A 24,911-nucleotide genomic window follows, 5' to 3' on the forward strand; every position below is an offset into this window, starting at 1 on the left:
GGCGGTATTGAGCTTGGACAGGGTTTAGGTAGAAAAGTTCCGGGCGTCGACTTGCCACCAGGCGGGGAGGAGGGCCTGGATTTCGGGGCGGGAGAAGCGGTCGTCGATGAGGTGGACGGTGCCGCGGTCGCTGGTGGTGCGGATCACGCGGCCGGCGGCCTGCACCACCTTCTGCAGGCCGGGGTACAGATAAGTGTAGTCGTAGCCGGCGCCGAAGGCGGTCTCCATGCGGGCCTTGATTTGCTCGTTGACAGGGTTGATCTGCGGCAGGCCTAGCGTGGCGATGAAGGCGCCGATCAGGCGGTCGCCGGGCAGGTCGATGCCTTCGCCGAAGGAGCCGCCCAGCACGGCGAAGCCGATGCCCTGGCCGCCTTCGCGGAAGCGGGCAAGGAAGGCGTCGCGTGCGCTTTCGTCCATGCGGCGTTCCTGGCGCCATAACGGCACGCCGGGTTGCTGCGCGGCGAACAGGTCCGCCACCTTTTCCATGTAATCGAAGCTGCTGAAGAAGGCCAGGTAGTTGCCGGGCTGTTGCTGGTACTGTTCGCCCATCAGCGCGGCGATCGGCGCCAGCGAACGCTCGCGGTGCTGGTAGCGCGTCGAGATATTTCGGGCGATGTGGACCTGCAGCTGCTGCGCGTCGAAGGGCGAGGCGACATCGACCCAGGCGGTATCGGGCGGCATGCCGAGCGTGTCGGCGTAATAATTCCAGGGACTCAGCGTGGCGGAGAACAGGGCCACCGCATGCGCGGCTTCGAAGCGCTGCTTCAGGAACGGCGCGGGCAGGATGTTGCGGATGCAGAGTACGGAGTTGACGCGCGCGCCGCTGGTCTTTTCGATATCGAACAGGGAATGCTCGCCGAAGCTCTCGGCCAGGCGGCCGAACAGCAGGGCATTGAAGTAGAAGTCCAGCACGTCCGCATCGAACCAGGCCGGATGCTCGGCCATGTAGTCGCCGATCTCGGTGCAGGCATTCTGCAGCGCAGCCATGAATTTCTCGGGCAGCTCGGCGTGGCTGGCGTAGTCGCCTTCCTGCTCTTTCTCCAGCGCGCTCCATTGGCGGTGCACGCGGTCCAAAGGCTTGCGCAAGGCCTCAGGCGCGGTCTTGCGCAGCACGCGCAGGCGCACGTGGTCCATTTCGGCGGAGTACATCTTGCGGGCGCGCGACACCATATTGTGCGCCTCGTCCGCCAGCACGCCGACCTTCCAGCCATTCAGCTGCGTCAGCGAATACAGCATGGCGCTGATGTCGAAGTAGTAGTTGTAGTCGCCCACCACCACATCGGCCCAGCGTACCAGTTCCGATTGCAGGTAGTAGGGGCAGACCTGGTGCGCCAGTGCCACCTCGCGCACCGAGGCGCGGTCCAGCATGGTCTGTTGCAGCGCGGCGGCGCGGGCCGCGGGCAGGCGGTCGTAGAGGCCTTGCGCCAGCGGGCAGGATTCGCCGTGGCAGGCCTTGTCCGGGTTCTCGCAGGCGGTAGTCTTGGCCGCCAGCTCCAGCGCGCGCAGCGGCAGCAGTGGGGCGCTGCGCTTGATGGTTTCCACCGCGCCGAGCGCCATGCTGCGGCCGCTGGTTTTGGCGGCGAGGAAGAATATCTTGTCCAGCCCATGTTCGGCGCTGGCTTTCAGCATCGGGAAAATGCTGCCGATGCTTTTGCCGATGCCGGTCGGCGCCTGCGCCAGCAGCGAGCAGCCGCGTGCGCTGGCTTTGAACATGGCTTCCGCCAGCTGGCGCTGGCCGGGACGGAAGTCGGCATGTGGGAAGCGCAGGGCGCGCAATTGTTCGTCGCGCGCGGTGCGGTGCGCCAGTTCCTGTTCGGCCCAGGCGACAAAGCGTCCGCATTGCTCTTCGAAGAAGGCGCGCAGCATGGCGGCGTCGGCCTCCTCGGTCAGCATGGTTTCCTTTTGCGTGCCGATGTCGAAATAGACCAGCGCCAGGCGCAGCGCCGTCAGTCCGCGCGACTCGCACAGGAGGTGGCCATAGACCTTGAGCTGGGCCCAGTGCAGGATGCGGTGGTTGGCAGGCTGGCGCGCCAGGTCGCCACGGTAGGTCTTGATTTCTTCCAGCTGGTTCTGGCGCGGGTCGTAGCCGTCGGCCCGGCCGCGCACATGCAGCGGGCCGAAGTCGCCGGACAGGCTGACTTCGCGCTCGTAGTCATCGCCACGGCGGCCGGTGACGATGGCGTGGCCCTCAATGCCTTCCTGCGCGGTGGGCGTGGGCGTGAAGCGCAGGTCGAGGTCGCCTTGCTTGGCGGTGAACTCGCACAGTGCGCGGACGGCGATCGTATAGCTCATTCCTGCCACGCCAGGTAACAGACGGAGACCGGCATGCCATGCTCGGCGCAGTAATCGATCCAGCGCAACTGGTTGTCCTGCAGGCGGTCGCCCGGACCCTTGACCTCCACCATGCGGTAGCGGCCTTCGGCGGGCCAGAACTGGATCAGGTCGGGGAAGCCGCTGCGGTTGGATTTGATGTCCAGCAGGATGCGCTCAAACCAGCGGCGCAGGTGGGCGGCCGGAATGCAGGCCAGCGCCAGTTCCAGTAGCTCACCGTCGATGGCGTCCCAATACACGAAGGGCGATTGCAGGCCGGCCTTGGCGGCGAAGTTGGCGCGGATGGTGTCGCGGTAGCTGCCATCGTCCAGGCGCGCCATGCAGGCCTCGAACAGCGCGGCACGGCGGCGCTGGAAGTCGGCGCTGTGCAGGTCGGCCGGGCCGTGGTGGAAGGGGTGGAAGAAGGCGCCCGGGATGGCGGCAAACACCGCTTCCCAGCACAGCAGGCCAAACAGCGAATTGGCCAGCGCGTTCTCGACGTAGAAGCAGGGCGCCTCGTCCTGCCACAAGTGGTCGCGCACCACGCCCTCGACCCACCATTCCGCGGCAGGCATGGGCAGCAGCAGGTCGATGCGCTCGACCGGTGTCGGCGTGTGGGCCGGCTCGCGCATATGGCCCAGTTTGCGGCGCAGGCGCGGCGCCATGCGCAGCAGTTGCTGGCGTTCGGCCTCGCTTTCTGGCGCGGCTTGCGCGCGTTGCAGCCATTCATAGGCCAGGCCGAGGCGCTCGTCTTTCTCCAGCACGCGGATGGCGCGCGCACGGGCGCCGGGGTAGGCGCATTGTTCGTACAGCCCGAAGGCGCCGGCCCAGTTGCCCAGCTTTTCCAGCTGCTGGCCGAACTGGAACAGCATTTTCTGGCGGCGGCTGTGCAGCCACTCGTTATCGTCGGCCAGCGGCGGCAGCTCGCGCGCCAGCAGCAGCGGGTCTTCGCCTTCGGCGAAACGTTCGCGGCAGGCGTGCAGGGCCAGGTAGTCGTCGATGTCGCGGCGCGAACGGAAACCGCGCGCGGCGGGCGAAAACTCGACCTTTTCGAAACGGTAGATGCCCAGGTTGGACAGCACGAATTCGGACCAGTCCTGGTGGAAGTTACCGAAGAAGATCAGGCGCAGGCGGTCGCACAGCGGCTTGGTCAGGATGTGATAAACCTGGTCGCCGGCATTGGCATACCAGGCGGTAAAGCGGTGGCTGCCTTCGTGGCGCTCGCGCAGGGCTTCCAGCTGGTCGGCCTTGCGCGCGCTGCGTTCGGCGCCGCTCAGGGCGAAGACGCGCGTGATTTCCGGCTTTTGCAGCAGGTCGAACAGCTCGTCCAGCGTCAGTTCCGGGTCCTGCACGACCCAGCCTTGCTCGACCAGGGGCGCAGCGGCGCTGATGGTGCAGCCGATCTCGGGATAACTGAGCTTGGAGGCGCGGAACAATTCGCCCTTGCGCATCACCATGCGGACGAACAGGGCGCGGGAAGGCTGGGGCAGGGTGGGGAAGCGGGCGAGGAATTCGGCTTCCTCGCCGGTCAGCAGGTCGCTATAGCGCTCGCCAATCCAATGCAGGACCTGATGGAAGTTATCCAGGTAGTAGAACGGATTTTCAAGGACTTGGTTCATGCAGGAGCAGCGGCGCGAAAACTGTATTTATATACAGTATAGCGCGCCGGCAGCTCCGCTGTCAGCCCCTGTTTCAGCCCTTCTTGCTGGCGGCGCTGGCTTTTTCGACCTGGGTTTCGAAGGCTTTGACCGCATCGCGCGTGGCCTGGGTCACCTGTTCGTAGCCTTTGAAGGCGTTGTCGATGGCAGTTTTGACAATTTCTACCGCATTGTCCGAACCGGGGCGCACGTTCTTGGTCACGTCGTAAATCAGGGCGCTCAGGTTGGATTTGGCTTCGGCCAGGTGGGCGTCGGCGGCCTTATGGAAATCGTTGGACATTTCCGACAGCAGGGCGCCCAGCTGCTGGTTATAGGCGTTGGTGGCGGCCATGCCGGGCTGCAGGCGGGCGTTGATCACGTCCATGGCTTCCTGCGGGGTGGCGGCGGCGCTGGCTTTGCGGCCGGCGTCGATCTGGTCGTCCAGGGCCTTTTTGGCGGTGGCGATGTTCAGGGCCACCGCCTGCTCCACGCCCTGCATGGCGCGGCTGGTCAGGGTATTGAAGGTCTCCAGCTGGAATTCAAACAGCGTCTTGGTGGCGTTGGCGAACTGCTCGGGATTTTGAAACATACGGTCTCCTTCGTTGTCGTTGGGATGGCGCTGCTTCTTGCTCTGGCTTCATTATTTAGTACGCACCAACTTTTCGCAATGGGCATCTTTAAACGGGCCGGCGATTTGCGTCCAGCCGGGGCCCAGCGGGGTTTGCGAGCAGCTGCGCTGGCCGTCGATACGGCTCTGGTACAGGTACCAGTAGGCAGGGCGTGCCAGGGCGGCGCCGGCTGCCGTGGCGGCCAAGAGGAGGAAGAACAGGCGGCGTTTCATCGTGGGGCTGTCATGGGCAAATGAAGGGTGAACGTGCTGCCGAAGCCCGGCGTGCTGGCGACGTCGATATGGCCCGCCAGTACCCCGGTCACAATATTATGCGTGATGTAGAGCCCCAGGCCCGATTGGCCGGCGCCCAGACGGGTGGTGAAGAAAGGGTCGAAGATGCGGCGGATATGGTCGGGCGCGATCCCGGCGCCATTGTCGGCCACCGCCAGCAGCACTTCGCTGCCCTCGGCGTGCGCGCTAATGGTGACCGTCGGTTCGGCGCCCGGCTGCGTGCCGAAAGCGTGGGTCATGCAGTTGTCGACCAGGTGGCCGAGCGCCTGGCTGAGCGGGCCGGGATAGCTGTCCATCGCCAGGCCGGGCGCAATGTCCATCACCAGGCGCGGACGCGGTTGCGGCAAGCTGGCCCACAGGGGCGTCAGCAGCTCAAACAGCAGCGGCTCGAGGTCGAAGCTGCGGCGCTGGGCGTCGGTGGTGTCGACGGCGATCTGCTTGAAGCTGGCCACCAGGCTGGCGGCGCGCTGCAGGTTGCGCTGCAGGATATCGCCGGCTTCGCGTGCCTGGCCGACATAGGTTTCCAGTTCGGAGCGGCGGATGCCCGCTTCCAGCTGCCGCGCCAGCACGGCGGTATGGTCGGCCAGCGTGCTGGCGGTTACCAGGCTATTGCCGATCGGCGTATTCAGTTCATGCGCCACGCCGGCCACCAGCGCGCCGAGGGCGGCCAGCTTATCGCGGCGCACCAGCTCTTCCTGCGTCATGCTGAGGTTTTCCAGCGCCGCCTGCAATTCCTCGTTGCTCAATTCCGCCTGCTGCATGGCGCGCGACAGTTCGGCGGTGCGGGCGTCGACCAGGTCTTCCAGGTGGGTGCGGTGGCGCAGCAGCTCCGCCTCGCGCCGGGCGCGTTCGATGGCGATGCTGGCCAGGTGGCTGGCGACGCCGATCAGGCGCTGCTCCTCGGCGTCCGGACGGCGCACGGTGCGGTAGTACATGGCGAAGGAACCCAGCACGGTGTGCTCGTCCTGCATGATCGGCATGGACCAGCAGGCGCGCAGGTCGAAATCCTTGATCAGCTCAAGGTAGGGCGCCCACAGCGGGTCGCGCTGGATATCCGACACCAGCACGGCCTCGCGCCGGTGCATGGCGGTGCCGCAGGAGCCGACGCCGGGGCCGATGGCCATCCCTTCCAGCAGCGCCGAGTAGGCGGGCGGCAGGCTGGGACAGCAGGCGCAGTGCATATGCATGCCGTCTTCGTCGAGCAGAATGACGGAGCACAGCACGCCTTCCGATTGCGACTCCACCAGCTGCACCAGGGCCAGCAAGGTCTCCTGCAGCGGTGCACCGCGCGCCATCATTTCCAGCAGCTGTTCCTGGCCGATGCGCAGGGCTTGCGCGCGCTGGGTGCCGGTAACGTCCACCAGGCGGATGTGGAACAGGCGGCGATCCGGACGGTTGATGCGCACGCCGCGCACCTCGCATTCCACCACGCGCCCGCTGCTGTGGCGGAAACTGATCCGGTGCACCGCTAGCTCGCCCGCATGCACGCGCTCCATCATCGCCGCCAGCTCGGCCGGATCGCAGATGTCTGCCAGCGGCATCGCCAGCAGCTCCAGCGCGCTGCGGCCAAGCAGCTGTTCCGCGCGGTGGTTCAAGTCGACCGGACGGCCGGAATCCATATCGAGCAACACCACCGCATCCGGCGAGGCGGCGGCCATCATGTGGTAGTTCACTTCCAGCTCATAGCCGCCGATGCGGCGCCCCTGCACCGCCAGCAGCACATTGTCGACCACACTGGTGGTGGCGAGCGGCAGGCTGAAATAGCCATCGGCACCGGCGCGGCCGGCGCGTTGCTGTTCTTCCTGGGAGGGACGGGACGACATCAGCACCACGGGGATGCGGCGCCCGGGCTCGGCATGCGCCAGTTGCCCGGTGAGCTCCAGCTCCGCGCTGCCGGCTTGGGTAACGTCCAGCAGCACCAGCGCGACGCCACCTGCTGCGGCGACCTGCAGCGCGTGTGCGCCATTGGTGACCGATTCAACACGGTACTGGTGCTGCGCGAGCGCCAGCTCCAGACCCGCTACGTCAAGGCTGGCGCCAGTCGCGACAAGGATGGTGTTGTTCTTCTCCACGCCGCCAGTGTATTACACCTGCGGCGCGATGATACGCGGCAGGTTGTCCTCGATCCAATCCACCAGCACTTCCAGCCGCTCGGCGACTTCGCGGCCCAGCGGCGTCAGGCTGTATTCCACATGGGGCGGGATGACCGGCAGAGCGGTGCGCAAGACGAAGCCGTCGGCCTCCAGCGCCACCAGGGTTTGCGCCAGCATTTTCTCGCTGACGCCACCGACCTCCTTGCGCAATTGGCTGAAGCGGTGCATTCCGCCCAGTAGCACGACCAGGACCAGCACACCCCAGCGGCTGGTCACGTGGCTCAGCACCGCCCGGGACGGGCAATCCGGCGCCAGGACATTGCCTGGCCGCGCCGCGCCGCGGGCCACGGCGGCCCGCAGGGATTTAGAAGTTTTTTCCATACTTACCAAAAAGTGCGTACTTACGAAAAGTTAGCGTTGATCCTATTATAGGCCTACATCGTTTTAACTTAAGGAGAAAAAGATGATCGTCGTAACTGGCGCTTCGGGCGCATTGGGTCAAATGGTGGTGCAGGGTTTGCTCGACAAGGTGCCGGCACAACAAATTGTGGCAGCCGTGCGGGATCCGGCCAAGGCCGCACACCTGGCGGCGCGCGGCGTGCAAGTGCGCCAGGCGGATTATGACGATCCGGCCAGCCTGGATGCCGCGCTGGCGGGGGCGGAAAAGGTGCTGTTGGTGTCGTCCAACGCTGTTGGCCAGCGTTTGCCGCAGCACCTGAACGTGATCGCCGCCGCGCGCCGTGCCGGTGTGCGCCTGCTGGCCTACACCAGCATCCTGCACGCCGACCGCTCGCCGCTCGCGTTGGCCGACGAGCATGTCGCCACCGAGGCGGCCATCCGCGACAGCGGCCTGCCATACTCGCTGCTGCGCAATGGCTGGTATTTCGAAAACTTCAACACCCGCATTGCCGGTGCGGCCCAGCGCGGCGAAGTAGCCGGCTGTGCAGGCGAAGGACGTATCTCCGCCGCCGCCCGCGCCGACTATGCCGCCGCCGCGGTGGCGGTGCTGACGTCGGACGCTCCGCTGCCCGTGTACGAACTGGCCGGCAGCACTTCCTTCACGCTGGCCGAGCTGGCGGCGGAGACTGCGCGCCAGTCAGGCCGCCCGGCGATTTACCGCGACATCCCGCAAGCCGAGTATGCAAATGTGCTGGGCAGCGTGGGCGTGCCCGCACCATGGCCGCAACTGCTGGCCGATGCGGATGCCGGTACCGCGCGCGGCGGCTTGTTCGATGACGGGAAAGCGCTGGAGAAACTGATCGGCCGCCCGACCCGCAACCTGTCGCAGGCGGTGGAAGCGGCGCAGAAATGAAAAAAGCTCCCGAAGGGGAGCTTTTTGCGGAATTCTTGGTGCCCACGGAGGGACTCGAACCCCCACACCTCGCGGCACATGGACCTGAACCATGCGCGTCTACCAATTCCGCCACGTGGGCACTGGTACTGCATTTGTCTCAGAAGGTAGCGTTTGGTGCCCACGGAGGGACTCGAACCCCCACACCTCGCGGCACATGGACCTGAACCATGCGCGTCTACCAATTCCGCCACGTGGGCGCTAACTTCTTCAACTCTCTGTTGCGGTGTTGTGTGCAACAGAGGCACGCATATTAATGGCCGAGAGCGGATCGGTCAAGGGGAAATTAATAATTTCGTGCAACTTTACCTGAACTTGCCCGCGCGCCGCCGTTGCGGCAGCGGAAAACAAAAAAGCCGCTTTTCAGCGGCTTTTCTGCGGAATTTTTGGTGCCCACGGAGGGACTCGAACCCCCACACCTCGCGGCACATGGACCTGAACCATGCGCGTCTACCAATTCCGCCACGTGGGCATTTTGTTGCGTTGTTCTGCAACGAGGCACGCATATTAATGCCCAGCATGGCAGGCGTCAAGACAATTATGAAAGTTTGTTAGAACGGCCACGCTGGCGCACCGCGAACAGCAGCAGGCCGGCGCCGAGCATGGCCCCGCCCGACGGTTCGGGGATGGCGGCGACGTCCCAGCCGATGGCGTCCATCGCCAGCAGGTCATTGTCGGTGATGTTGAGGGTCTCGCCCATGCCGGCGGTGGGGTCCATCAGGCCGATGAAGAGGTTGTCTTTCCAGTGGCTGGCCTGGCGGCCGTCGCCAAAGTTGACGCCGGTGGAGAATTGCGGGCCGACGCTAGTGCCGTCGAGCGAGAAGTACTTGGCGCGGTTGTCGGCGGTCCAGTCGATCACGCCCTGGGCGGCACTGGCGGCGGAGTAGCGGAACAGGTCGAGCGTGGAGACGTAGGTGAATTCATCGGCATCGAAGGGGCCGTTGTGGGGTGGGGAATTGGCATCAAGGATGTCAACGCCGCTGAGGAAGCCCAGTACGTGGCCGATTTCGTGTGCAGCGACGCCCACAAAGTCGAAGGCGGTGGGGCTGGTGCCGTTGCTGGGGTCGAAATCGAAGTTGAAATTGCTGTTGAACTGGATGAAGCCGTCACAGGCGCCAATGCAGCCGGGCAGGGTTTGCGGTGTGACCGGCAGGCCGAGTGCTTTCGCTTCGGCGTTGGAAATATACAGGATCTGGTTGTTGGCGCCGCCGTTGTTGTCGGCATAGGGGATCGGGCTGCCGGCGCCATTCGGGTTGTCGGCGGTACGGTTGATCAGCAGGCCGAAGCTGGAGCCGCCGGGCAGGTGGGCGACGGCGGTGGCGTCCGCTGCGGAGCTGGCGTCGGCGGCGAGGGCATTGCGTACCGAGCTGTAGTAGTGGAAGTCCTCCGCCGTGGCGGCCTGGCCGAGAATGCCGCCGCCCAGCGGATTGAAGCCGACCGTCAAATTTATCGTCACATTGTCGTGGAGTAAATTCGACCAGCGGGCGGCGGCGGCCTGGAATCCTTGCTGGGCCTGCACCGAGGTGCCGGGGACGAAATTGAAGTTGAAGACCGGTCCGGCGGATGCCGTACTGGCAACCAGCAACAAGCCGGCAAGCAGTGATTTCATGGCAATCTCCTGGTAATGGATGGGTGAGGAGAGTGGCGCAAGAAACGTGCTCGGCTGGAGCGGCAGCGGGGAGGGCGCGGGGCGCGCGGCTCGCGTCGTCAAGGAATCCGACGCTAGGCGCGCCGCAAAAACAAAAAAGCTTCCCGAAGGAAGCTTTTTCGCGGAATTTTTGGTGCCCACGGAGGGACTCGAACCCCCACACCTCGCGGCACATGGACCTGAACCATGCGCGTCTACCAATTCCGCCACGTGGGCATTAGCAACATCTGCTATCATACTGCTTTGGTGAGTTTTGCGCCAGATGAACTTTCATTCCACGCTGCACATCAACTCGCCATTCCCGCATCGCTGCGAGAGCCAGAATTATAGAGGAAACTCTGCCGATGTCAAAGGGTCTGCGAAAGATTTTTGTGGGCGGCCCTTCCTGTTACACTACCAACCAATAATAAGATTACTGATCCCCTTTTGAACTCCACTCATATCATTCCTAGCCGCGAAGAGATTCTCGGCATCTTCCGCAGCGCCAAAGCGCCGCTCGACCTGCGCGCGCTGTCGCTGTCGCTCAAAGTTAAATCCGATTCCCACGCCGTGCTGATGCGCCGTCTGAACGCCATGGAGCGCGACGGCCAGATCCGCTCCGATACCGGCGGCTTCTACGTGCTGGCGGACCACTCCGAATTCATTGCTGGCCGCGTGTCCAGCCACCGCGACGGCTTTGGCTTCCTGATTCCGGATGAACCGGGCGAAGACCTGTTCCTTTCCGAGCGCGAAATGCAGAAGGTGCTGCACGGCGATAAGGTGCTGGGCCGCGTGATCGGCTACGACCGCCGTGGCCGCCCGGAAGGCACCATTGTCGAAGTGGTGCAGCGCGGGACCACCCACATCATCGGCCGCCTGCTGAAGGAAAACGGCGTTTGGGTGGTGGCGCCGGAAGACAAGCGTATCAGCCAGGACATCCTGGTGCAGGGCGCGGTGGGCAAGGCCAAGTCGGGCCAGATCGTCAGCGTGGAGCTGACCGAGCAACCGGGCCGCTTCAAGCAACCCTCGGGCAAGATCGTGGAAGTGCTGGGCGATATGGACGACCCGGGCATGGAGATCGAAATCGCCGTGCGCAAGTTCGGCGTGCCGCACATCTTCTCGGACGCCGCGCTGAAACAGGCTGCCAAGCTGCCGGATGTGGTGAAGGAATCCGACTGGGGCGAGCGCGTCGACCTGCGCGACGTGCCGCTGGTGACCATTGACGGCGAAGACGCGCGCGACTTCGACGATGCGGTCTATTGCGAGCCGGTGAAAATCGGCCGCACCAAAGGCTTCCGCCTGATCGTGGCGATCGCCGACGTGTCGCATTACGTGAAGCCGAACGATGGCCTGGATGGCGATGCGATCGAGCGCAGCACCTCGGTCTACTTCCCGCGCCGCGTGATCCCGATGCTGCCGGAGAAGCTGTCCAACGGCCTGTGCTCGCTGAACCCGCGCGTCGACCGTCTGACCCTGGTGTGCGATGCGGTGATCACTGCGCAGGGCGAGTTGAAGGCTTACCAGTTCTATCCGGCCGTGATCCACTCGGCGGCGCGCCTGACCTATACCGAAGTGGCGGCCATCCTGGGCAACACCAAGGGCCCGGAAGCGGCGCGCCGTGCAGAAATCGTGCCGCACCTGCAGAACCTGTACGACGTTTATCACGCGCTGCAGAAGTCGCGCCAGGAGCGCGGTGCGATCGATTTCGAAACCACCGAGACCTATATCGTCTGCAACCCGTCCGGCAAGATTGAAAAGATCATCCCGCGTACCCGCAACGATGCGCACAAGCTGATCGAGGAATGCATGCTGGCGGCAAACGTGTGCGCGGCGGACCTGTTGCTGCGCCACAAGCATCCGGGCACCTACCGCATCCACGCCAGCCCGACCAAGGAAAAGCTCACGCAGGTGCGCGATTTCCTCAAGCAGCTCGGCCTGTCGCTGGGCGGCGGCGATACCCCGGTAGCGCGCGATTACGCCGACTTGATGAAGAAGATCAAGGAGCGTCCGGATGCGCAACTGCTGCAAACCATGCTGCTGCGCTCCATGCAGCAGGCGGTGTACAGCCCTGACAATATCGGCCACTTCGGCCTGGCGTATGAGGCCTATGCCCACTTCACCAGCCCGATCCGCCGTTATCCGGATTTGCTCACGCACCGCGCCATCAAGGCGATTTTGGCCGGCAAGAAGTACGAGCCGAAGATCGCCGACAAGTCGGTGCTGAACACCACCATCTCCAACGCGCAGCGCCGCCAGGCCCTGAAGGACAAGCAGGAAGGCAAGGAGCCGAAAGCAAAGGGCGACCTGACCGTGTGGGACGCGCTGGGCGTGCACTGCTCGGCCAACGAGCGCCGTGCGGACGAAGCTTCGCGCGATGTGGAAGCCTGGCTGAAGTGCTACTTCATGCAGGATAAGCTGGGCGAAGAGTTCAGCGGCATCATTACCGGCGTGACTTCTTTCGGCATCTTCGTGCAGCTGGACCAGCTGTTCGTGGAAGGCCTGGTACACATCACCGACCTGGGCGCCGACTTCTTCGAGTACGACGAAGCGCGCCATGAACTGCGCGGCGAGCGCACCGGCAAACGTTACCAGCTGACCGGCCGTGTGAACGTGCAGGTGGTGCGCGTGGACCTGGAATCGCGCAAGATCGACCTGCGCCTGGCCGACAGCGAGATTTCCACGCTGCCGCCGCAGGGCAAGAAGGCTTCCCGCAAGGGCGGCGGCTTGCTCGGCTCCTTCGGCGATTTCGACAGCTTCGACGACGAAGATGGCAACCAGTCGGTAGCGCGCAAGCGCAAGGCGGCTCGCGCTGCGGCGCCGTCGATCAGTGCGCGCGAAGAAGCACCGACCAGGGCGCCTGCCAAACGCGGCGCTCCACCGGCGCCGGCTCCGGCATCGCGCAAGGCGGCCAAGCCGAAAGCAAAAGCAAAACCTAAGGCCGCAAGCGCCAAACGCGTGACCAAGGCTGCAAAGCCTAAGAAAAAACGATAAGCACCTATCCGGCGCTGCGGCGCCGGAACTTTTTTGAGAACTACGATGTCCAAGAACAAAATGATTTTCGGCTTCCACGCCGTTACCTCGCGCCTGCGCCACGAAGCTTCGTCGGTTGAAGAGATATTCTTCGACCAGGCGCGCGATGACCGCCGCATGAAAGACCTGATCGCCCACGCGAAAGCGGCCGGCGTGCGCGTGATGCCGGTGGAGTCCGAGCGCCTCGACAAGATCGTCGGCACCCGCCGCCACCAGGGCGTGATTGCGTTTGCATCCCAGCTGGCGCTGGCGCGCAACCTGGACGAGCTGCTGGATGCGGTGGAAGGCCCGCCGTTGCTGCTGGTGTTGGACGGCATTACCGATCCGCACAACCTGGGCGCTTGCCTGCGCGTGGCCGACGGCGCCGGCGCGCATGCGGTGATCGCACCGAAAGACCGTTCGGTGGGCCTGAACGCCACCGCCGCCAAAGTCGCTTCCGGCGCGGCGGAGACTGTGCCGTTCATCACCGTGACCAATCTGGCGCGCACCCTGCGCGAGCTGAAAGAGCGCGATATCTGGCTGATCGGCACTTCGGACGATGGCGAGAAGGGCCTGTACGAGGGCGACTACTCCGGCCCGACCGCGATCGTCATGGGCTCGGAAGGCGAGGGCATGCGCCGCCTGACCCGCGAGACCTGCGATGTGCTGGTCTCGATCCCGATGTTTGGCTCGGTCGAATCGCTGAACGTATCGGTGGCTTCCGGCGTGTGCCTGTACGAAGCGCGCCGCCAGCGTATCGCCAAGGAAGGCTGAGCAATGCCTCTAGCCGCTGGCCAGCATGGCAGCGGCGGATGCGCTATGATATTTGCCTGAACAACAGCCATCCCAGCACCAACATGTTTGACCGCCTCCGTGACGACATCCGCAGCATTATCGAGCGCGATCCCGCCGCTCGAAACGGCTGGGAGGTGCTGACCTGTTACCCCGGCCTGCAAGCCATCGTCATGCACCGCTGGGCGCACTGGTGCTGGACCCACGGCCTGAAGTGGCTGGGCCGCTTCATCTCCTACTTCGCCCGCATCATCACCGGCATCGAGATTCACCCCGGCGCAACGATCGGCCGCCGCGTGTTCATCGACCACGGTTTCGGCGTAGTGATCGGCGAAACCGCCGAAGTCGGCGACGACTGCACCATCTACCAGGGCGTCACCCTGGGCGGCACCTCGCTGCACGCCGGAGCGAAGCGCCACCCCACGCTCGAACGCGGCGTGATCATCGGCGCGGGCGCCAAGATCCTGGGCGGCTTCACGGTCGGCGAATACGCCAAGGTCGGCTCCAACGCCGTCGTACTGAAACCCGTACCGCCCGGCGCCACGGCCGTCGGCAACCCGGCTCACCTGGTCCAGAAAGACCAGGCCCCGTCGCCAGCTTCGCACCTGTTCTCCGCCTATGGCGTAACGGCGAACGGCGACGACCCGCTGTCGAAAGCCTTGCACAGCCTGATCGCCCACGCCGTGGCGCAGGAACAGCAGATCGAACGCCTGTCGGCAGCCATGAAGGCAGCGGGCCTGGCCTGTCCGGACCTCAAGCCATGCGACAAGCTTGATACCGCAGAACTCAACAAACTGGTCGAATAAGGAGAAACTATGGACGAAGTTCTGGACCCGTTTGAAATCCGCGTACTCGCGGTTCTGGCCGAAAAAGAAGGCCTGACCCCCGATAACTATCCGCTGTCGCTGAACGCCCTGACCAACGGCTGCAACCAGCTGTCCAGCCGCGAACCGGTGATGCAGATCAGCGAAGACACCGTGGCCGACGTGCTGGCCCGACTGGGCGAGCGCAAGCTGGTTTCCACCGTCAGCCAGTCCGGCGCGCGCGTGGTCAAGTACGAGCACCGCATGCGCATGAAGTGGACGCTGGAGCAGGACAAGCTGGCCGTGCTGACCATCCTGATGCTGCGCGGCCCGCAGACCGCAGGCGAAATCCGCACCCGTACCGGCCGCCTGCACGAGTTCAAATCCGTCGCCGAAGTCGAAACCGCACTGCAATTCCTGATCGACAAATACCCGTCGCTGGTATCCAAGCTGCCATTGGCGCCTGGTTCGCGCGAACCGCGCTACGGCCAACTGCTCGGCGGTGAAGATGCCCTGGCGCGCGATGCCACCGCCGGCGCCTTCGGCGGTGCAGCCGGCGGAGCGGGCGAGGGCGGTGCCACCCGCGCCGACCGCGTGGCGCAACTCGAGCAGGAGGTGGCCTCCCTACGGGAGGAAGTAGTGGCGCTGGCCGCGCAAGTCGCCGAACTGCGGTCTGTAATCGAGTAGCGGTAGCTGTTGTGAGAATCCGCCATATTCATATAGATTGATTGTGGCGGCCCGCAGGCGTTGTTATGCTTGACCCAGAACAACATTGCTCTGGGAGATTGCATGGAATTGCTTCGTCGTTTGTCGATTCGGCACAAGCTGCTGCTCAGCATGGGCTTATGCCTGCTGCTGTTCATCATCATTTCATCCACCCTCAGCATCATGAAGACCAGCCAGGCGGCGCGCGAACGCGTGCTGCGGCTGGAACTGCCGGCCCAGGTGGCAGCCATCCGCAATGACGTGCTGCGCCAGATCGACGGGCCGCTGGCGGTGTCGCTCACCCTGGCCAACAACACCTTCCTTCATGCCTGGGAAGACGCCGGTGTGCCGGACGAAGGCGCCGCCGCCTGGACAGCCGAGGCGCGCAGCCTGAAGACGAAGAACAAGGCCGCCACCGTATTCTGGGTATCGCGCAGCACCGGCAAGTACTTCGCCGACAAGGGCTACGACCGCACGCTCAACGAGAAAGCCGCCAGCGACCAGTGGTTCTATGGCTTCCTTTCCGGCAGCGCGCCCTACACCCTGGACATCGACAAGGATGTCAGCGCCGATTCCTATATGTTGTTCATTAACACCCGCGTCCAGACGCCGGGCGGCAAGCTGGCCGTGGCGGGGCTGGGGCTGTCCGTCAACGCGCTGGCGCAATCGGTGCGCAACTACAAGCTGGGTCAATCCGGCTATGTCTATCTGGTGCGCGCCAATGGCACTATCCTGATCCACCGCGATCCCAAGCTGGTGGACGGCAAGCACACGCTGGCCGACATGCCGGGCATGACGCCAGCGCTGGCCAAACGCCTGCTGGGCGGCGAAGCCTTTGTAGCAGACAGCTACAAGGACTCTGCTGGCGAGCAACTGGTGGCATCGTCCTTCATCCCCGAGCTGAACGCCTACCTGGTCGCACAAGTGCCGGAAGCTGAGGTGCTGGCCGGTATCGCACGCGGCGCAGCCATGACCTCCCTGATCGCCGCCGTGATTGGCGGCGGCATCGGCATGCTCGCGATCTTCGTTATCAGCCGCGCCATTGCTGCCCCGGTAGCGCATGCGGCCGAACTGCTGGAAGACATCGCACGCGGGGGCGGCGACCTGACGCGCCGCATGCCGGTCGAAACGCAGGACGAGATCGGCGCGCTGGCCGGCGCCTTCAATAGTTTCGTCGAATCGCTGAACGCCACTATCCTGCGCGTGCGCGACAGCAGCCGCGCCATTGGCGCCGCCACTGGCGATATCGCCAGCGGCAATATGGACCTCTCCTCGCGCACTGAGGCGCAGGCTTCCAACCTGGAGGAAACCGCCGCCGCGATGGAGCAGCTGACGTCCACCGTCCATAACAATACCGCCAACGCCGAACAAGCCAACAAGCTGGTCGCCAACACCGCCGATTCCGCGCGGCGCGGCGGCCAGGTGGTGGGGCAGGTGGTTGAGAAGATGGCCCTGATCACGGCCAGCTCCAGCAAGATCTCCGACATCATCGGCGTGATCGACGGCATCGCCTTCCAGACCAACATCCTGGCGCTGAACGCCGCAGTGGAAGCGGCACGCGCCGGCGAACAAGGACGCGGCTTCGCCGTCGTCGCCAGCGAAGTGCGCAACCTCGCGCAGCGCAGCGCCGCAGCGGCAAAGGAGATCAAAGAGCTGATCACCGAATCCGTACAACAGGTGGCCGACGGCGGCAAACTGGCCGATTCGGCCGGCGCCGCCATGCAGGACATCGTCAAATCCGTGCAGAACGTGGCAGGCCTGATGGGCGAAATCGCCAGCGCGAGCCAGGAGCAAAGCCTGGGCATCGACCAGGTCAACCAGGCCGTGACCCAGATGGACAACACCACGCAGCAGAATGCCGCGCTGGTCGAACAAGCCGCCGCCGCCGCGCAATCGCTCAGCGAACAGGCCGCGCGGCTGGAAGAGGTAGTGGGCCTGTTCAAGCTCGACGCCACGCTAAAACTACGATAAGAGAGGAGCCCACATACATGAAGCAATCCGCATTGACTGCCGCAGCGGCAGCCCTGGCACTGAGCGCGTCCCAGCCAGCGCTCGCACTGGACTGGATGGACAACACCATCGGCTACCGCTTCGGCACCAAGTTCGCCGAGCCGTATAACGGCCAGGACATCCGCAAGCACATCGTCAACCTGACGCACGCCAGCGGCCACTCCTACGGCAGCAACTTCATGAACCTGGACATCCTGAAGTCCGACAACAAAGACGACAGCGCCACCGAAGCCTACCTGCTGTACCGCCACACCTGGGACATGGGCAAGGTGACCGGCAAAGAATTAAAAGGCATGGGCATGCGCGGCCTCGGCGTGACCGCAGGCTTCGACTGGAACCACAAGAACGACAAAGGCTACGCCTCCCGCAAGCAGATGCTGGTGGCCGGCCCGACGCTGATGGTCGACGTACCCGGCTTCCTGAACATCAGCCTCCTCGCACTTTGGGAAAGCAACGACCCGATCGGCGTGGCCAAGCGCTACCACTACGACACCCACGCCATGCTGACCGCCGCCTGGGGCATCCCGCTGGGCAGCGGCTGGTCGTTCGAAGGCTACGCCAACTACATCGGAAATAAGGGACGGAACGAGTTCGGCGGCCCAACCGCCCCCGAAACGAACATCGACATGCAGGTGATGTACGACTTCAGCGCCGCCGCCGGCCTGAAGCCCGGCAAGCTGAAAGCCGGCTTCGAATACCAATACTGGCGCAACAAATTCGGCAACCCATCCAACGTCCCCGGCAGCCTCGCGCAAACCCCAATGATCCGTGCCGAATACCACTTCTAAAAGTCGGGGTCATGTCTGACATTTGGACATTAGTGTCCGAATGTCAGACATGACCCCGAATCTTAATGCTATATTCCACGGATATTTTATTCGTGGAATATTTTATGACTCGTTTGGCTTTCTACCTTGCCGCAGGCGCGGTGCTGACCGGCTGTGCCACCCGTCAACCGATGACGGAGTTTACCTCCAATTCCGGTTCGCCACGTGCGGACGAACAGCTGGCCATCAGTATCGAAAAAGTAGACCTGTCGCTGCGCGTCGAACCGGACACGCAAAGCATCGTAGGCGACGCTGCGCTGACCTTTGCCGCCACCGCGCCGCTGTCTCGCATTGCCGTGGAGCTGGATCGCAATCTGCCCGTTGATTCGGTTACCATCGACGGCGTCGCATTGGCGCCGTCTGCCATCAGCAATCCTGAAGGCCGCCTTTTCCTGACCCTGCCAACACCGCTGGCCGCTGGCGCCCAGACCGTGGTGCGCATCCGTTACCATGGCAAGCCGCACGTCGCCAAGCGGGCGCCATGGGATGGCGCTTTTGTCTGGAGCAAGACGGCTGAAGGGCAGCCTTGGATTTCCACCACTGTGGAAGGCGAGGGCTGCGACTTATTCTGGCCTTGCATCGACCATCCACAGGGTAAGCCGAAGCTGATCGACATGCATATCACCGTGCCAGCACCGCTGGTCGCGGCAGGCAATGGCGTCGCCATGGGCATGGATGAAAAAGATGGCTGGCGCACCTGGCACTGGCGCGCCAAGAATCCAAGCACCTACGGAATCGCCCTGAATATCGGACCGTATGAAATGCTATCCGCTGAATATGACAGTCAGTACGGCAACAAGATCCCACTGCGCTTCTGGCACCTCAAAGGCCGCGAGAAGAAAGCCAACGGCTTGTTCACCGAATTCAAACCCATGCTGACCTTCTTCGAAAGCCGCATCGGTCCGTATCCATTTGGCGACGAGAAGATGGGTGTCGTTGAAACGCCGCACCTGGGCATGGAGCACCAGACCATCAACGCCTACGGCAATGGCTACGCCAAGTCAGCGTCCGGTTACGACTGGCTGCTGCACCACGAGCTGTCGCACGAATGGTTCGGCAACCAGATGACCAACGCCGACTGGGACGATATGTGGCTGCACGAAGGCTTCGGCAGCTATATGCAGCCGCTGTACCTGGAATACCTGCGCGGCGACCAGGCTTACCAATCGGAGCTGTTCAACCAACGCAAGCGCATCCAGAACAAGGTTGCCGTTGTAAGCGGCAAGTCCAAACGCATCGAAGACGTGTATCAGGACGAGCGCGGCGGCCCAGGTGACGACATCTACGCCAAAGGCTCTCTGATCCTGCACACCCTGCGAGGCCTGATCGGCGACGATGCCTTCTTCCGCGCCACGCGCCGCCTGGTGTATGGCACAGAAACGCCGAAGCCAGGCAACTTCCAGCCACGCTACAGCAGCACCAAGGAATTCGTCGGCATCGTCAAAGAGGTGAGCGGCCGTGACCTGGGCTGGTTCTTCGACGCCTACCTATACCATGCAGCATTGCCGGAACTGGTGGAAGAGCGCAGTGGCGACAAACTGCATCTGCAATGGAAACTGAAAGATGGCGGCGCGTTCCCGATGCCGATTGAAGTGCGCGTTGGCGACCGCATCGAACGTGTGGCCATGACCGACGGAAAAGGCGAGTTGACCGTGCCAGCCGGCGTCCTCTACACCATTGACCCCCGTTCCACCGTACTGCGCCACGAAGCGCACATCGAAGAATGGCAGGCCGATGAGAAGGAGCGAAAAAAGAAAAAGAGTAAGGCCTAAAAAAAACAAAGCCCGCGATTGCGGGCTTTGTTTTATCGAACTGGGATCAGTTCTCTTCGCGCCAGCGGCGCAGGTAGATGGCGGCGGCGATCATCGCCACGCCGGCGGCGACGCCGATCCACAGGGTCGGGCTGGCCAGGGAGGCGTAGGCGTGGTTGAAGAACGTCGCCATCTGGTGCGCTGGTGGCAGGTCGCCGCGGTCGGCTTGTTCCATGGCCCGCATGGCGGTCTGGTCGAAGATCATCCAGTTGCCCGGCAGGACGCTGCCCAGCAGGCGCAGCACCACTTGCTGGAAGTACCATTCAATGTTCAGGCCCAGCTTGAAGCCGACATTGGCCCAGGCCAGCAGGGCGCCGCTCATCAGCGGTGCGCCAACCGCCCACAGGAACACCTTGCTGCGCGCCCAACTCGATACCATCAGCAGCCAGCCCACGGTCGGCAGCGCCCACAGCAGGTAGATCGGGATCAGCGACAGCATGCGGAATGGGCTGAGCCAGAACGAGGTGGACGACATCAGGTCGCTGAAGATGTTCAGGCCATGGAAGCTCAGGGCGATCGAGCTCATCAGCATGATGGTGAACGAGGCGATGTAGCCGACCACGGTAACGATCAGCGGCGCACCCAGGATCGCCATGGCGACCTTGGACAGCACGGTCTCGGTATCCGACACGGGCAGCGATTTCCAGAACAGGATGCTGCGGTCGCGGCGGTCGTCATGTAGGGCGCCGAGGCAGTAGAAGAAGATCAGGAACGCCATCAGGATGTATAGCGGCGTCGCCACCATCGGGAAGCCGGCGCCGAAGGCGTTGGCCAGGTCGTGGCGTTCAATGGTGGTCATCTCGTGGAAGCGTGCGATCTTCTCGCCATCGAGCTTGAAGTTCATGTTCATGCCGAAGGCCAGCATCACGCCGGAGAACAGCACCATCAGGCTGCCCACAATGGCGGGGGCCCAGAACAGCATGCCCTTGTTTTCCCAGTATTCGCGCTGGATCAGCCATTTCATCGTATTCATTCGTATTGTCCTTTCATGCTGGCCACGAACAGGTCGGCCACGCTTGGGGTGCGGGTTTCGCCAAACGTTTCGAGCTGTTTGCGCGAGACTCCGTCGAACAGCATCACTGCCTTGCCGAACACCGTGCGCTGGTGCAGTGGCTGCAGGGCGCTGGCGGCGGTCATATATTCTGGCTGAACCATCACTTCGGTGTAGCGGTCGCCGATTTCGTCCATCGAGGCGGCCAGGGTGATCTTGCCGTCGCGGATGAACATCAGGTCGGTCAGGATGTTTTCGACTTCCTCGATCTGGTGGGTGGTGATCAGGATGGTCTTGTTCTCGTCGAAGTAGTCTTCCAGCAGCTGGTGGTAGAACTGCTTGCGGTACAGGATGTCCAGGCCGAGGGTCGGTTCGTCCAGCACCAGCAGCTTGGCGTCGATGGCCATCACCAGTGCCAGGTGCAGCTGCACGATCATGCCCTTGGACATGGCTTTCACCTTCATGTTCGGCGAGAGCTTGGTGTTGGCGATGTATTTCTCGGCGCGTTCGCGGTTGAAGCGCGGGTGCACACCTTCGCAGAAGGCGATGGCGTCTTTCACCTTCAGCCAGCGCGGCAGGATGGCGACGTCGGCGATGAAGCACACATCTTTCATCAGCTCATCGCGCTGCTGGCGTGGGTCGAGGCCCAGCACATTCAGCTCGCCGTCGAAACGGGACAGGCCGAGGATGGCTTTGAGGGTGGTGGTCTTGCCCGAGCCGTTCGGGCCAATCAGGCCGACGATGCGGCCAGCTTTGATCTCAAAGCTGGCATCGTCGAGCGCCTTGGTGGTGCCGTAACGTTTGCTCAGGTGTTTAGCGGTAATGATCGCTGTCATGCCGAGGCTCCTTGTGGCGGCACATTCGTGGCGCGCAACAGTTGTTCAATATCCAGGCCCAGGCGGCGGATGCGCTCTACCATGGCGGGCCATTCTTCGCGCACAAATCGTTCGCGCTCGGATGATAGCAGTTTATCAACAGCGCCTTCGGTAACATACATGCCTAATCCCCTTCTTTTTTCAACCAAGGTTTCATCGACCAGCTCCTGGTAGGCGCGGGAGACGGTAATCGGATTCAATTGATAGTCGGCCGCGACCTGTCGCACCGAGGGCAGGGCATCGCCGGGCTTCAGCAAGCCGTCCAGCATCATGCCGACGACCCGCTCCTTCAACTGCAGGTAGATCGGACGGTTCTCATTCCACATACATCATTTCCTCCAGTGTTGGTGAGTTATGTAACTGGTGTTGTAGTGAACTATAACACTGATTTTGTCCGGTGCAAGTTGTTTTTTTGCACAGGAGTATGATTGAGCTCCACCTTGCTCAGGAGGTTTCCATGTCCAGATCCATTCCGCGCGGCTTGGCTGCCGCAATGGCTGCTGCTGCATTGGGCTGCCTTTTACCTGTTTCTGCAATGCATCTCGGCAACGAGATGAAGTGGGGCGATGCTCCGCCTACCTTGCCCAAAGGGGCCAAACTGGCGGTGTTGCAGGGCGATCCTGGGAAGCCGGGGCCGTTTGTCATGCGCTTATCTGCACCGGCGGGGTATAAGGTGCCGCCGCATATGCATTCACAGATCGAAAACGTCACTGTGATCAAGGGGGCGTTGCTGCTGGGGATGGGGGAGAAGCTGGATGAGAAGTCGGCCAAGTCGCACGCGGCGGGGGAGTTTGTGGCGATTCCGGCTAAGACCAATCACTATGCGATCTTCAAGGGGGCCACGATTGTGCAGCTGCATGGGGAGGGGCCGTTTGATATCACGTATGTGAATCCGGATGACGATCCTTCCAAGAAGAAGTAAGCAGGTCGCGCAGCTGGATTGCCTGGCGGGCCTGGGTCATGGACATGGTGTTGTCGAAGATGACCAGCGCCTGGCCTTGTTGCCTGGCTAGCCAGGCGGCGACCTTCGCCAGGCGTTCCGGCTCGTAGATGGAACGGTAGATGTGCGGGCTGCCGTGCAGGCGCACGTAGCTTGCGTCTGCCATGGCCGGCGCGAACGGTCCGGGCTCGCCGGCTGGCGGGTCGGCCACCACGCGGATCACATCCAACCGCCGCAGCAGCTCTGTCGCTTCCAGCGTGAACCAGCTGCCATGCCGCGCTTCGCACGCCAGACTGGGGCCGCCGCTATGTCCGTGCGGGATGTTGGCGAGCCGCGCGCCAAGGCCGGCGAAGAGCGCTTCGGCAGCCGGCGCGTCGAAGCGTAGGCTGGGCGGTGTCTGCACCAGCACCCAGCCCAGTTTCTCGCCAAGCGTGCCCGCTTCAGAGATGAAGCGGTCAAGCTCCGCATCGACATCTTGCAAGCGCTTTTCGTGCGTCACGGTGCGCGGCAGTTTGACGGCAAAGCGGAAGCCGGCAGGCACGCTGTTTGCCCATCGCTCATACGTTTCCGGTCGATGCGGGCGGTAGAACGAGGAATTGATTTCGACGGCATCGAACACGGCGGCATAGCGCGCGAGCGCACTGCCGCTGCCGGCCGGCGGGAACAACTCAACATCAGGCCGCGCCAGCGACCATCCCGCGATACCAATGGTTACACTCGCCATAAGCAATCCCCGCTATAGTCCAAAGGACTATGACACAGGAGCGAATAATGAACCAACACCGTCGCGCAACCATGTGCGCGTTGGCCGCAGCCGCGTTGATGCTGGGCGGTTGCGCCAGCCTCACCGGCCCGCGTGATTACGACGTGCCGCTGGCTAAGCTACAGCGCAACCTGGACCAGCGCTTCCCGCTCGAGCATCGTGCGCTGGCGGTGTTCGAGCTGCGCCTGGAGCAGCCGCGCCTTTGGACGCAGCCCAACGACCGCATCGCCCTGAGCGCTACGCTGACCGTCAGCTCGCCCTTGATGCGCCAGCAGTACACTGGCAGCCTGTCGCTCTCCGGCCGCCTGAACCTGGACCACCAGCGCAATGCCGTTATGCTGGCCGATGCGCGCCTCGACAGCTTCACCCTCGAGGGCCTGGACGAACGCACGCAGCGCCAGGTCAGCAGCGCCGCACGCCTGCTGGCCGACTCGCTGGCGCGCGATACGCCGATCTATACCTGGCGTCCGGATGAGCTGCGCTATGCCGGCGTGCAGTTCGTGCCGACCGCCATCCGCACCTCGGCAGCAGGCCTCAGCATCCACCTCGAACCCTTGCGCGACGGTCGTCTATAATCGAAAGATGACTGCGTAAGGAGCATCAGCATGCATAGCCCGATCCTGATGTTCCAGTCGACCCGCTTCGAGATCGTCCAGGACGAGGACAAGCTGACCAACCCCGGCATTTTCGGCCGCCGTCTGGCCGAGTGGATGGCGAACGAACTGTCCACCCGGGGCTACCACGCGTTGGGCGAGGTGATTCCTGAGGACTTTGCCTGGTGTGTGCCGGTCGCGGCGGAGGACTGCGAACTGTACGTCGCCTGCGCCAATGCCGAAGAAGGCTGGCAAACCTATGTCTTTGCCGATTGCGGGCTGATGGCGCGCCTGGCTGGCCGCGACCCGCGTATCGAGGCGGTGGCTGGGCTGTATTCAGCAGTACGCGCCATCCTGGAAGATGCTCCCGGCATCAGTTACCTACATACCCAATGACATATCCAGTATCTGTGAAAGGCGTGTTCTGCGCGCCGGACGGGCGCGTTGTGCTCCTGAAGAACGAGCGCGAGGAATGGGAATTGCCTGGCGGGCGCATTGAGGAAGGCGAGTCATCGCCGGAATGCCTGGCGCGCGAAGTTGAGGAGGAGCTTGGCGTGAGCGTCCGTGTTGGCGCGCCGCTGGACAGCTATTTGTTTGAGGTGGTGCCAGGCAAGCGCGTTTTCATCGTCACCTATGCCTGTGTGCTGCAAGGCGGCTTCGTGCCGGTGCTGAGCCACGAGCACAAGGAGATCGGCCTGTTCGCGCACAATGCGCTGCCGGACCGGCTGCCGCAGGGCTACCGGGCCTCCATCGCTGCGTGGGCCGCTGCTACGGCGGAGCTCGTGTCCCACTTGGGGTGTGACCCCAAGGTGGGACACGGGCTGGGCGGTACTTGATCTAGGTTAAGGAGTTTGGGGCGGCATTCGGGGATAG

23 protein-coding genes and 4 tRNA genes are annotated in these 24,911 nt (G+C 63.4%); 12 read left to right on the top strand and 15 right to left on the bottom strand.

The annotated features are described in order from the left end of the window. Positions 1–24: 24 nt before the first annotated feature. The 6 genes from AAHE99_RS15195 to AAHE99_RS15220 form a co-directional block, all read right to left on the bottom strand. Positions 25–2,292 carry an ATP-dependent DNA helicase gene (locus AAHE99_RS15195; protein WP_342118194.1) on the bottom strand — a complete coding sequence of 756 codons (2,268 nt, stop codon included), beginning with the start codon at positions 2,290–2,292 and terminating at the stop codon, positions 25–27. Next, positions 2,289–3,929, bottom strand: a complete 1,641-nt coding sequence (locus AAHE99_RS15200) for a VRR-NUC domain-containing protein (protein ID WP_342118195.1) — start codon at positions 3,927–3,929, stop codon at positions 2,289–2,291. Before AAHE99_RS15200 ends, AAHE99_RS15195 begins: the two co-directional genes overlap by 4 nt. Before the next feature lie 73 nt (positions 3,930–4,002). Further along, positions 4,003–4,536, bottom strand: coding sequence for a phasin family protein (locus tag AAHE99_RS15205; RefSeq protein ID WP_342118196.1), 534 nt, complete (start codon positions 4,534–4,536; stop codon positions 4,003–4,005). 51 nt (positions 4,537–4,587) lie between these two features. Next, a complete protein-coding gene (locus AAHE99_RS15210; RefSeq protein ID WP_342118197.1) occupies positions 4,588–4,788 on the bottom strand; it encodes a hypothetical protein in 201 nt (66 codons plus the stop codon). Continuing rightward, positions 4,785–6,920, bottom strand: a complete 2,136-nt coding sequence (locus AAHE99_RS15215; protein WP_342118198.1) for an ATP-binding protein — start codon at positions 6,918–6,920, stop codon at positions 4,785–4,787. The genes AAHE99_RS15210 and AAHE99_RS15215 overlap by 4 nt, the downstream gene beginning before the upstream one ends. A gap of 12 nt (positions 6,921–6,932) precedes the next feature. After that, a complete protein-coding gene (locus AAHE99_RS15220; RefSeq protein ID WP_342118199.1) occupies positions 6,933–7,322 on the bottom strand; it encodes a winged helix-turn-helix transcriptional regulator in 390 nt (129 codons plus the stop codon). A gap of 82 nt (positions 7,323–7,404) precedes the next feature. Here AAHE99_RS15220 and AAHE99_RS15225 point away from each other — a divergent pair, with 82 nt between their 5' ends. Continuing rightward, positions 7,405–8,253 (top strand): SDR family oxidoreductase, encoded by an 849-nt coding sequence (locus tag AAHE99_RS15225; protein WP_342118200.1) that lies wholly within the window; start codon positions 7,405–7,407, stop codon positions 8,251–8,253. Between the two features lie 36 nt (positions 8,254–8,289). Here AAHE99_RS15225 and AAHE99_RS15230 read toward each other — a convergent pair. From AAHE99_RS15230 to AAHE99_RS15250, 5 genes are all read right to left on the bottom strand, one after another. Beyond that, a tRNA-Leu gene (locus AAHE99_RS15230) sits at positions 8,290–8,374 on the bottom strand. A gap of 33 nt (positions 8,375–8,407) precedes the next feature. Further along, positions 8,408–8,492 (bottom strand) — tRNA-Leu (locus AAHE99_RS15235). 187 nt (positions 8,493–8,679) lie between these two features. Beyond that, a tRNA-Leu gene (locus AAHE99_RS15240) sits at positions 8,680–8,764 on the bottom strand. Between the two features lie 66 nt (positions 8,765–8,830). Further along, a complete protein-coding gene (locus AAHE99_RS15245; RefSeq protein ID WP_342118201.1) occupies positions 8,831–9,901 on the bottom strand; it encodes an NF038122 family metalloprotease in 1,071 nt (356 codons plus the stop codon). 170 nt (positions 9,902–10,071) lie between these two features. Further along, positions 10,072–10,156, bottom strand: a tRNA-Leu gene (locus tag AAHE99_RS15250). 210 nt (positions 10,157–10,366) lie between these two features. Here AAHE99_RS15250 and rnr point away from each other — a divergent pair. From rnr to AAHE99_RS15285, 7 genes are all read left to right on the top strand, one after another. After that, positions 10,367–12,910, top strand: a complete 2,544-nt coding sequence (gene rnr, locus AAHE99_RS15255; protein WP_342118202.1) for a ribonuclease R — start codon at positions 10,367–10,369, stop codon at positions 12,908–12,910. A gap of 60 nt (positions 12,911–12,970) precedes the next feature. After that, positions 12,971–13,702, top strand: coding sequence for a 23S rRNA (guanosine(2251)-2'-O)-methyltransferase RlmB (gene rlmB / locus AAHE99_RS15260; protein WP_342118257.1), 732 nt, complete (start codon positions 12,971–12,973; stop codon positions 13,700–13,702). Positions 13,703–13,785: 83 nt separating this feature from the next. Then, positions 13,786–14,526: a serine O-acetyltransferase gene (gene cysE, locus AAHE99_RS15265; protein WP_342118203.1), complete on the top strand. Its 741-nt coding sequence runs from the start codon at positions 13,786–13,788 to the stop codon at positions 14,524–14,526. Positions 14,527–14,535: 9 nt separating this feature from the next. After that, positions 14,536–15,210, top strand: coding sequence for a YceH family protein (locus AAHE99_RS15270; RefSeq protein ID WP_342118204.1), 675 nt, complete (start codon positions 14,536–14,538; stop codon positions 15,208–15,210). A gap of 102 nt (positions 15,211–15,312) precedes the next feature. Beyond that, complete coding sequence (locus AAHE99_RS15275) at positions 15,313–17,199, top strand: methyl-accepting chemotaxis protein (RefSeq protein WP_342118205.1); 1,887 nt, start codon at positions 15,313–15,315, stop codon at positions 17,197–17,199. 17 nt (positions 17,200–17,216) lie between these two features. Beyond that, a complete protein-coding gene (locus AAHE99_RS15280; RefSeq protein WP_342118206.1) occupies positions 17,217–18,026 on the top strand; it encodes an outer envelope protein in 810 nt (269 codons plus the stop codon). Between the two features lie 104 nt (positions 18,027–18,130). After that, positions 18,131–19,837 carry a M1 family metallopeptidase gene (locus tag AAHE99_RS15285; protein ID WP_342118207.1) on the top strand — a complete coding sequence of 569 codons (1,707 nt, stop codon included), beginning with the start codon at positions 18,131–18,133 and terminating at the stop codon, positions 19,835–19,837. A gap of 46 nt (positions 19,838–19,883) precedes the next feature. On the opposite strand, the gene AAHE99_RS15290 is transcribed toward AAHE99_RS15285, so the two are convergent. The 3 genes from AAHE99_RS15290 to AAHE99_RS15300 are packed head-to-tail and all read right to left on the bottom strand — an operon-like array spanning position 19,884 to position 22,068. Further along, positions 19,884–20,849: a hypothetical protein gene (locus AAHE99_RS15290; RefSeq protein WP_342118208.1), complete on the bottom strand. Its 966-nt coding sequence runs from the start codon at positions 20,847–20,849 to the stop codon at positions 19,884–19,886. Then, entirely contained in the window at positions 20,846–21,703 is an 858-nt protein-coding gene (locus AAHE99_RS15295) for an ABC transporter ATP-binding protein (protein WP_342118209.1), read from the bottom strand. The genes AAHE99_RS15290 and AAHE99_RS15295 overlap by 4 nt, the downstream gene beginning before the upstream one ends. Then, positions 21,700–22,068: a GntR family transcriptional regulator gene (locus tag AAHE99_RS15300; RefSeq protein ID WP_342118210.1), complete on the bottom strand. Its 369-nt coding sequence runs from the start codon at positions 22,066–22,068 to the stop codon at positions 21,700–21,702. The genes AAHE99_RS15295 and AAHE99_RS15300 overlap by 4 nt, the downstream gene beginning before the upstream one ends. Before the next feature lie 167 nt (positions 22,069–22,235). Here AAHE99_RS15300 and AAHE99_RS15305 point away from each other — a divergent pair, with 167 nt between their 5' ends. Continuing rightward, on the top strand, positions 22,236–22,664 hold the full coding sequence (locus AAHE99_RS15305; RefSeq protein ID WP_342118258.1) for a cupin domain-containing protein: 429 nt from the start codon (positions 22,236–22,238) through the stop codon (positions 22,662–22,664). Here the strand turns inward: AAHE99_RS15305 and AAHE99_RS15310 are convergent. Continuing rightward, positions 22,621–23,406, bottom strand: a complete 786-nt coding sequence (locus AAHE99_RS15310; protein WP_342118211.1) for a DUF72 domain-containing protein — start codon at positions 23,404–23,406, stop codon at positions 22,621–22,623. The genes AAHE99_RS15305 and AAHE99_RS15310 overlap by 44 nt on opposite strands. Positions 23,407–23,453: 47 nt before the next feature. On the opposite strand from AAHE99_RS15310, the gene AAHE99_RS15315 reads away from it, so the two are divergent. The 3 genes from AAHE99_RS15315 to AAHE99_RS15325 are packed head-to-tail and all read left to right on the top strand — an operon-like array spanning position 23,454 to position 24,874. Next, positions 23,454–24,020: a DUF1439 domain-containing protein gene (locus tag AAHE99_RS15315; protein WP_342118212.1), complete on the top strand. Its 567-nt coding sequence runs from the start codon at positions 23,454–23,456 to the stop codon at positions 24,018–24,020. A 30-nt stretch (positions 24,021–24,050) separates the two neighbouring features. Then, a complete protein-coding gene (locus AAHE99_RS15320) occupies positions 24,051–24,434 on the top strand; it encodes a hypothetical protein (RefSeq protein ID WP_342118213.1) in 384 nt (127 codons plus the stop codon). Then, positions 24,431–24,874: an NUDIX hydrolase gene (locus tag AAHE99_RS15325; RefSeq protein ID WP_342118214.1), complete on the top strand. Its 444-nt coding sequence runs from the start codon at positions 24,431–24,433 to the stop codon at positions 24,872–24,874. The genes AAHE99_RS15320 and AAHE99_RS15325 overlap by 4 nt, the downstream gene beginning before the upstream one ends. The last annotated feature ends 37 nt before the right edge of the window (positions 24,875–24,911 follow it).

This window comes from Pseudoduganella sp. OTU4001 (assembly GCF_038440195.1).
Classification (GTDB): domain Bacteria; phylum Pseudomonadota; class Gammaproteobacteria; order Burkholderiales; family Burkholderiaceae_D; genus Rugamonas.

Excerpts from the sequence above, each read along its gene's own strand:
- AAHE99_RS15315 (WP_342118212.1), top strand. The coding sequence starts at position 23,454 with ATGAACCAACACCGTCGCGCAACCATGTGCGCGTTGGCCGCAGCCGCG.
- rlmB (WP_342118257.1), top strand. The coding sequence starts at position 12,971 with ATGATTTTCGGCTTCCACGCCGTTACCTCGCGCCTGCGCCACGAAGCT.
- AAHE99_RS15295 (WP_342118209.1), bottom strand. The coding sequence starts at position 21,703 with ATGACAGCGATCATTACCGCTAAACACCTGAGCAAACGTTACGGCACC.
- AAHE99_RS15305 (WP_342118258.1), top strand. The coding sequence starts at position 22,236 with ATGGCTGCTGCTGCATTGGGCTGCCTTTTACCTGTTTCTGCAATGCAT.
- AAHE99_RS15325 (WP_342118214.1), top strand. The coding sequence starts at position 24,431 with ATGACATATCCAGTATCTGTGAAAGGCGTGTTCTGCGCGCCGGACGGG.
- AAHE99_RS15205 (WP_342118196.1), bottom strand. The coding sequence starts at position 4,536 with ATGTTTCAAAATCCCGAGCAGTTCGCCAACGCCACCAAGACGCTGTTT.
- AAHE99_RS15280 (WP_342118206.1), top strand. The coding sequence starts at position 17,217 with ATGAAGCAATCCGCATTGACTGCCGCAGCGGCAGCCCTGGCACTGAGC.
- AAHE99_RS15200 (WP_342118195.1), bottom strand. The coding sequence starts at position 3,929 with ATGAACCAAGTCCTTGAAAATCCGTTCTACTACCTGGATAACTTCCAT.
- AAHE99_RS15275 (WP_342118205.1), top strand. The coding sequence starts at position 15,313 with ATGGAATTGCTTCGTCGTTTGTCGATTCGGCACAAGCTGCTGCTCAGC.
- AAHE99_RS15220 (WP_342118199.1), bottom strand. The coding sequence starts at position 7,322 with ATGGAAAAAACTTCTAAATCCCTGCGGGCCGCCGTGGCCCGCGGCGCG.
- AAHE99_RS15290 (WP_342118208.1), bottom strand. The coding sequence starts at position 20,849 with ATGAATACGATGAAATGGCTGATCCAGCGCGAATACTGGGAAAACAAG.
- AAHE99_RS15210 (WP_342118197.1), bottom strand. The coding sequence starts at position 4,788 with ATGAAACGCCGCCTGTTCTTCCTCCTCTTGGCCGCCACGGCAGCCGGC.
- AAHE99_RS15270 (WP_342118204.1), top strand. The coding sequence starts at position 14,536 with ATGGACGAAGTTCTGGACCCGTTTGAAATCCGCGTACTCGCGGTTCTG.
- AAHE99_RS15225 (WP_342118200.1), top strand. The coding sequence starts at position 7,405 with ATGATCGTCGTAACTGGCGCTTCGGGCGCATTGGGTCAAATGGTGGTG.
- cysE (WP_342118203.1), top strand. The coding sequence starts at position 13,786 with ATGTTTGACCGCCTCCGTGACGACATCCGCAGCATTATCGAGCGCGAT.
- AAHE99_RS15310 (WP_342118211.1), bottom strand. The coding sequence starts at position 23,406 with ATGGCGAGTGTAACCATTGGTATCGCGGGATGGTCGCTGGCGCGGCCT.
- AAHE99_RS15195 (WP_342118194.1), bottom strand. The coding sequence starts at position 2,292 with ATGAGCTATACGATCGCCGTCCGCGCACTGTGCGAGTTCACCGCCAAG.
- AAHE99_RS15245 (WP_342118201.1), bottom strand. The coding sequence starts at position 9,901 with ATGAAATCACTGCTTGCCGGCTTGTTGCTGGTTGCCAGTACGGCATCC.
- AAHE99_RS15300 (WP_342118210.1), bottom strand. The coding sequence starts at position 22,068 with ATGTGGAATGAGAACCGTCCGATCTACCTGCAGTTGAAGGAGCGGGTC.
- AAHE99_RS15285 (WP_342118207.1), top strand. The coding sequence starts at position 18,131 with ATGACTCGTTTGGCTTTCTACCTTGCCGCAGGCGCGGTGCTGACCGGC.
- AAHE99_RS15320 (WP_342118213.1), top strand. The coding sequence starts at position 24,051 with ATGCATAGCCCGATCCTGATGTTCCAGTCGACCCGCTTCGAGATCGTC.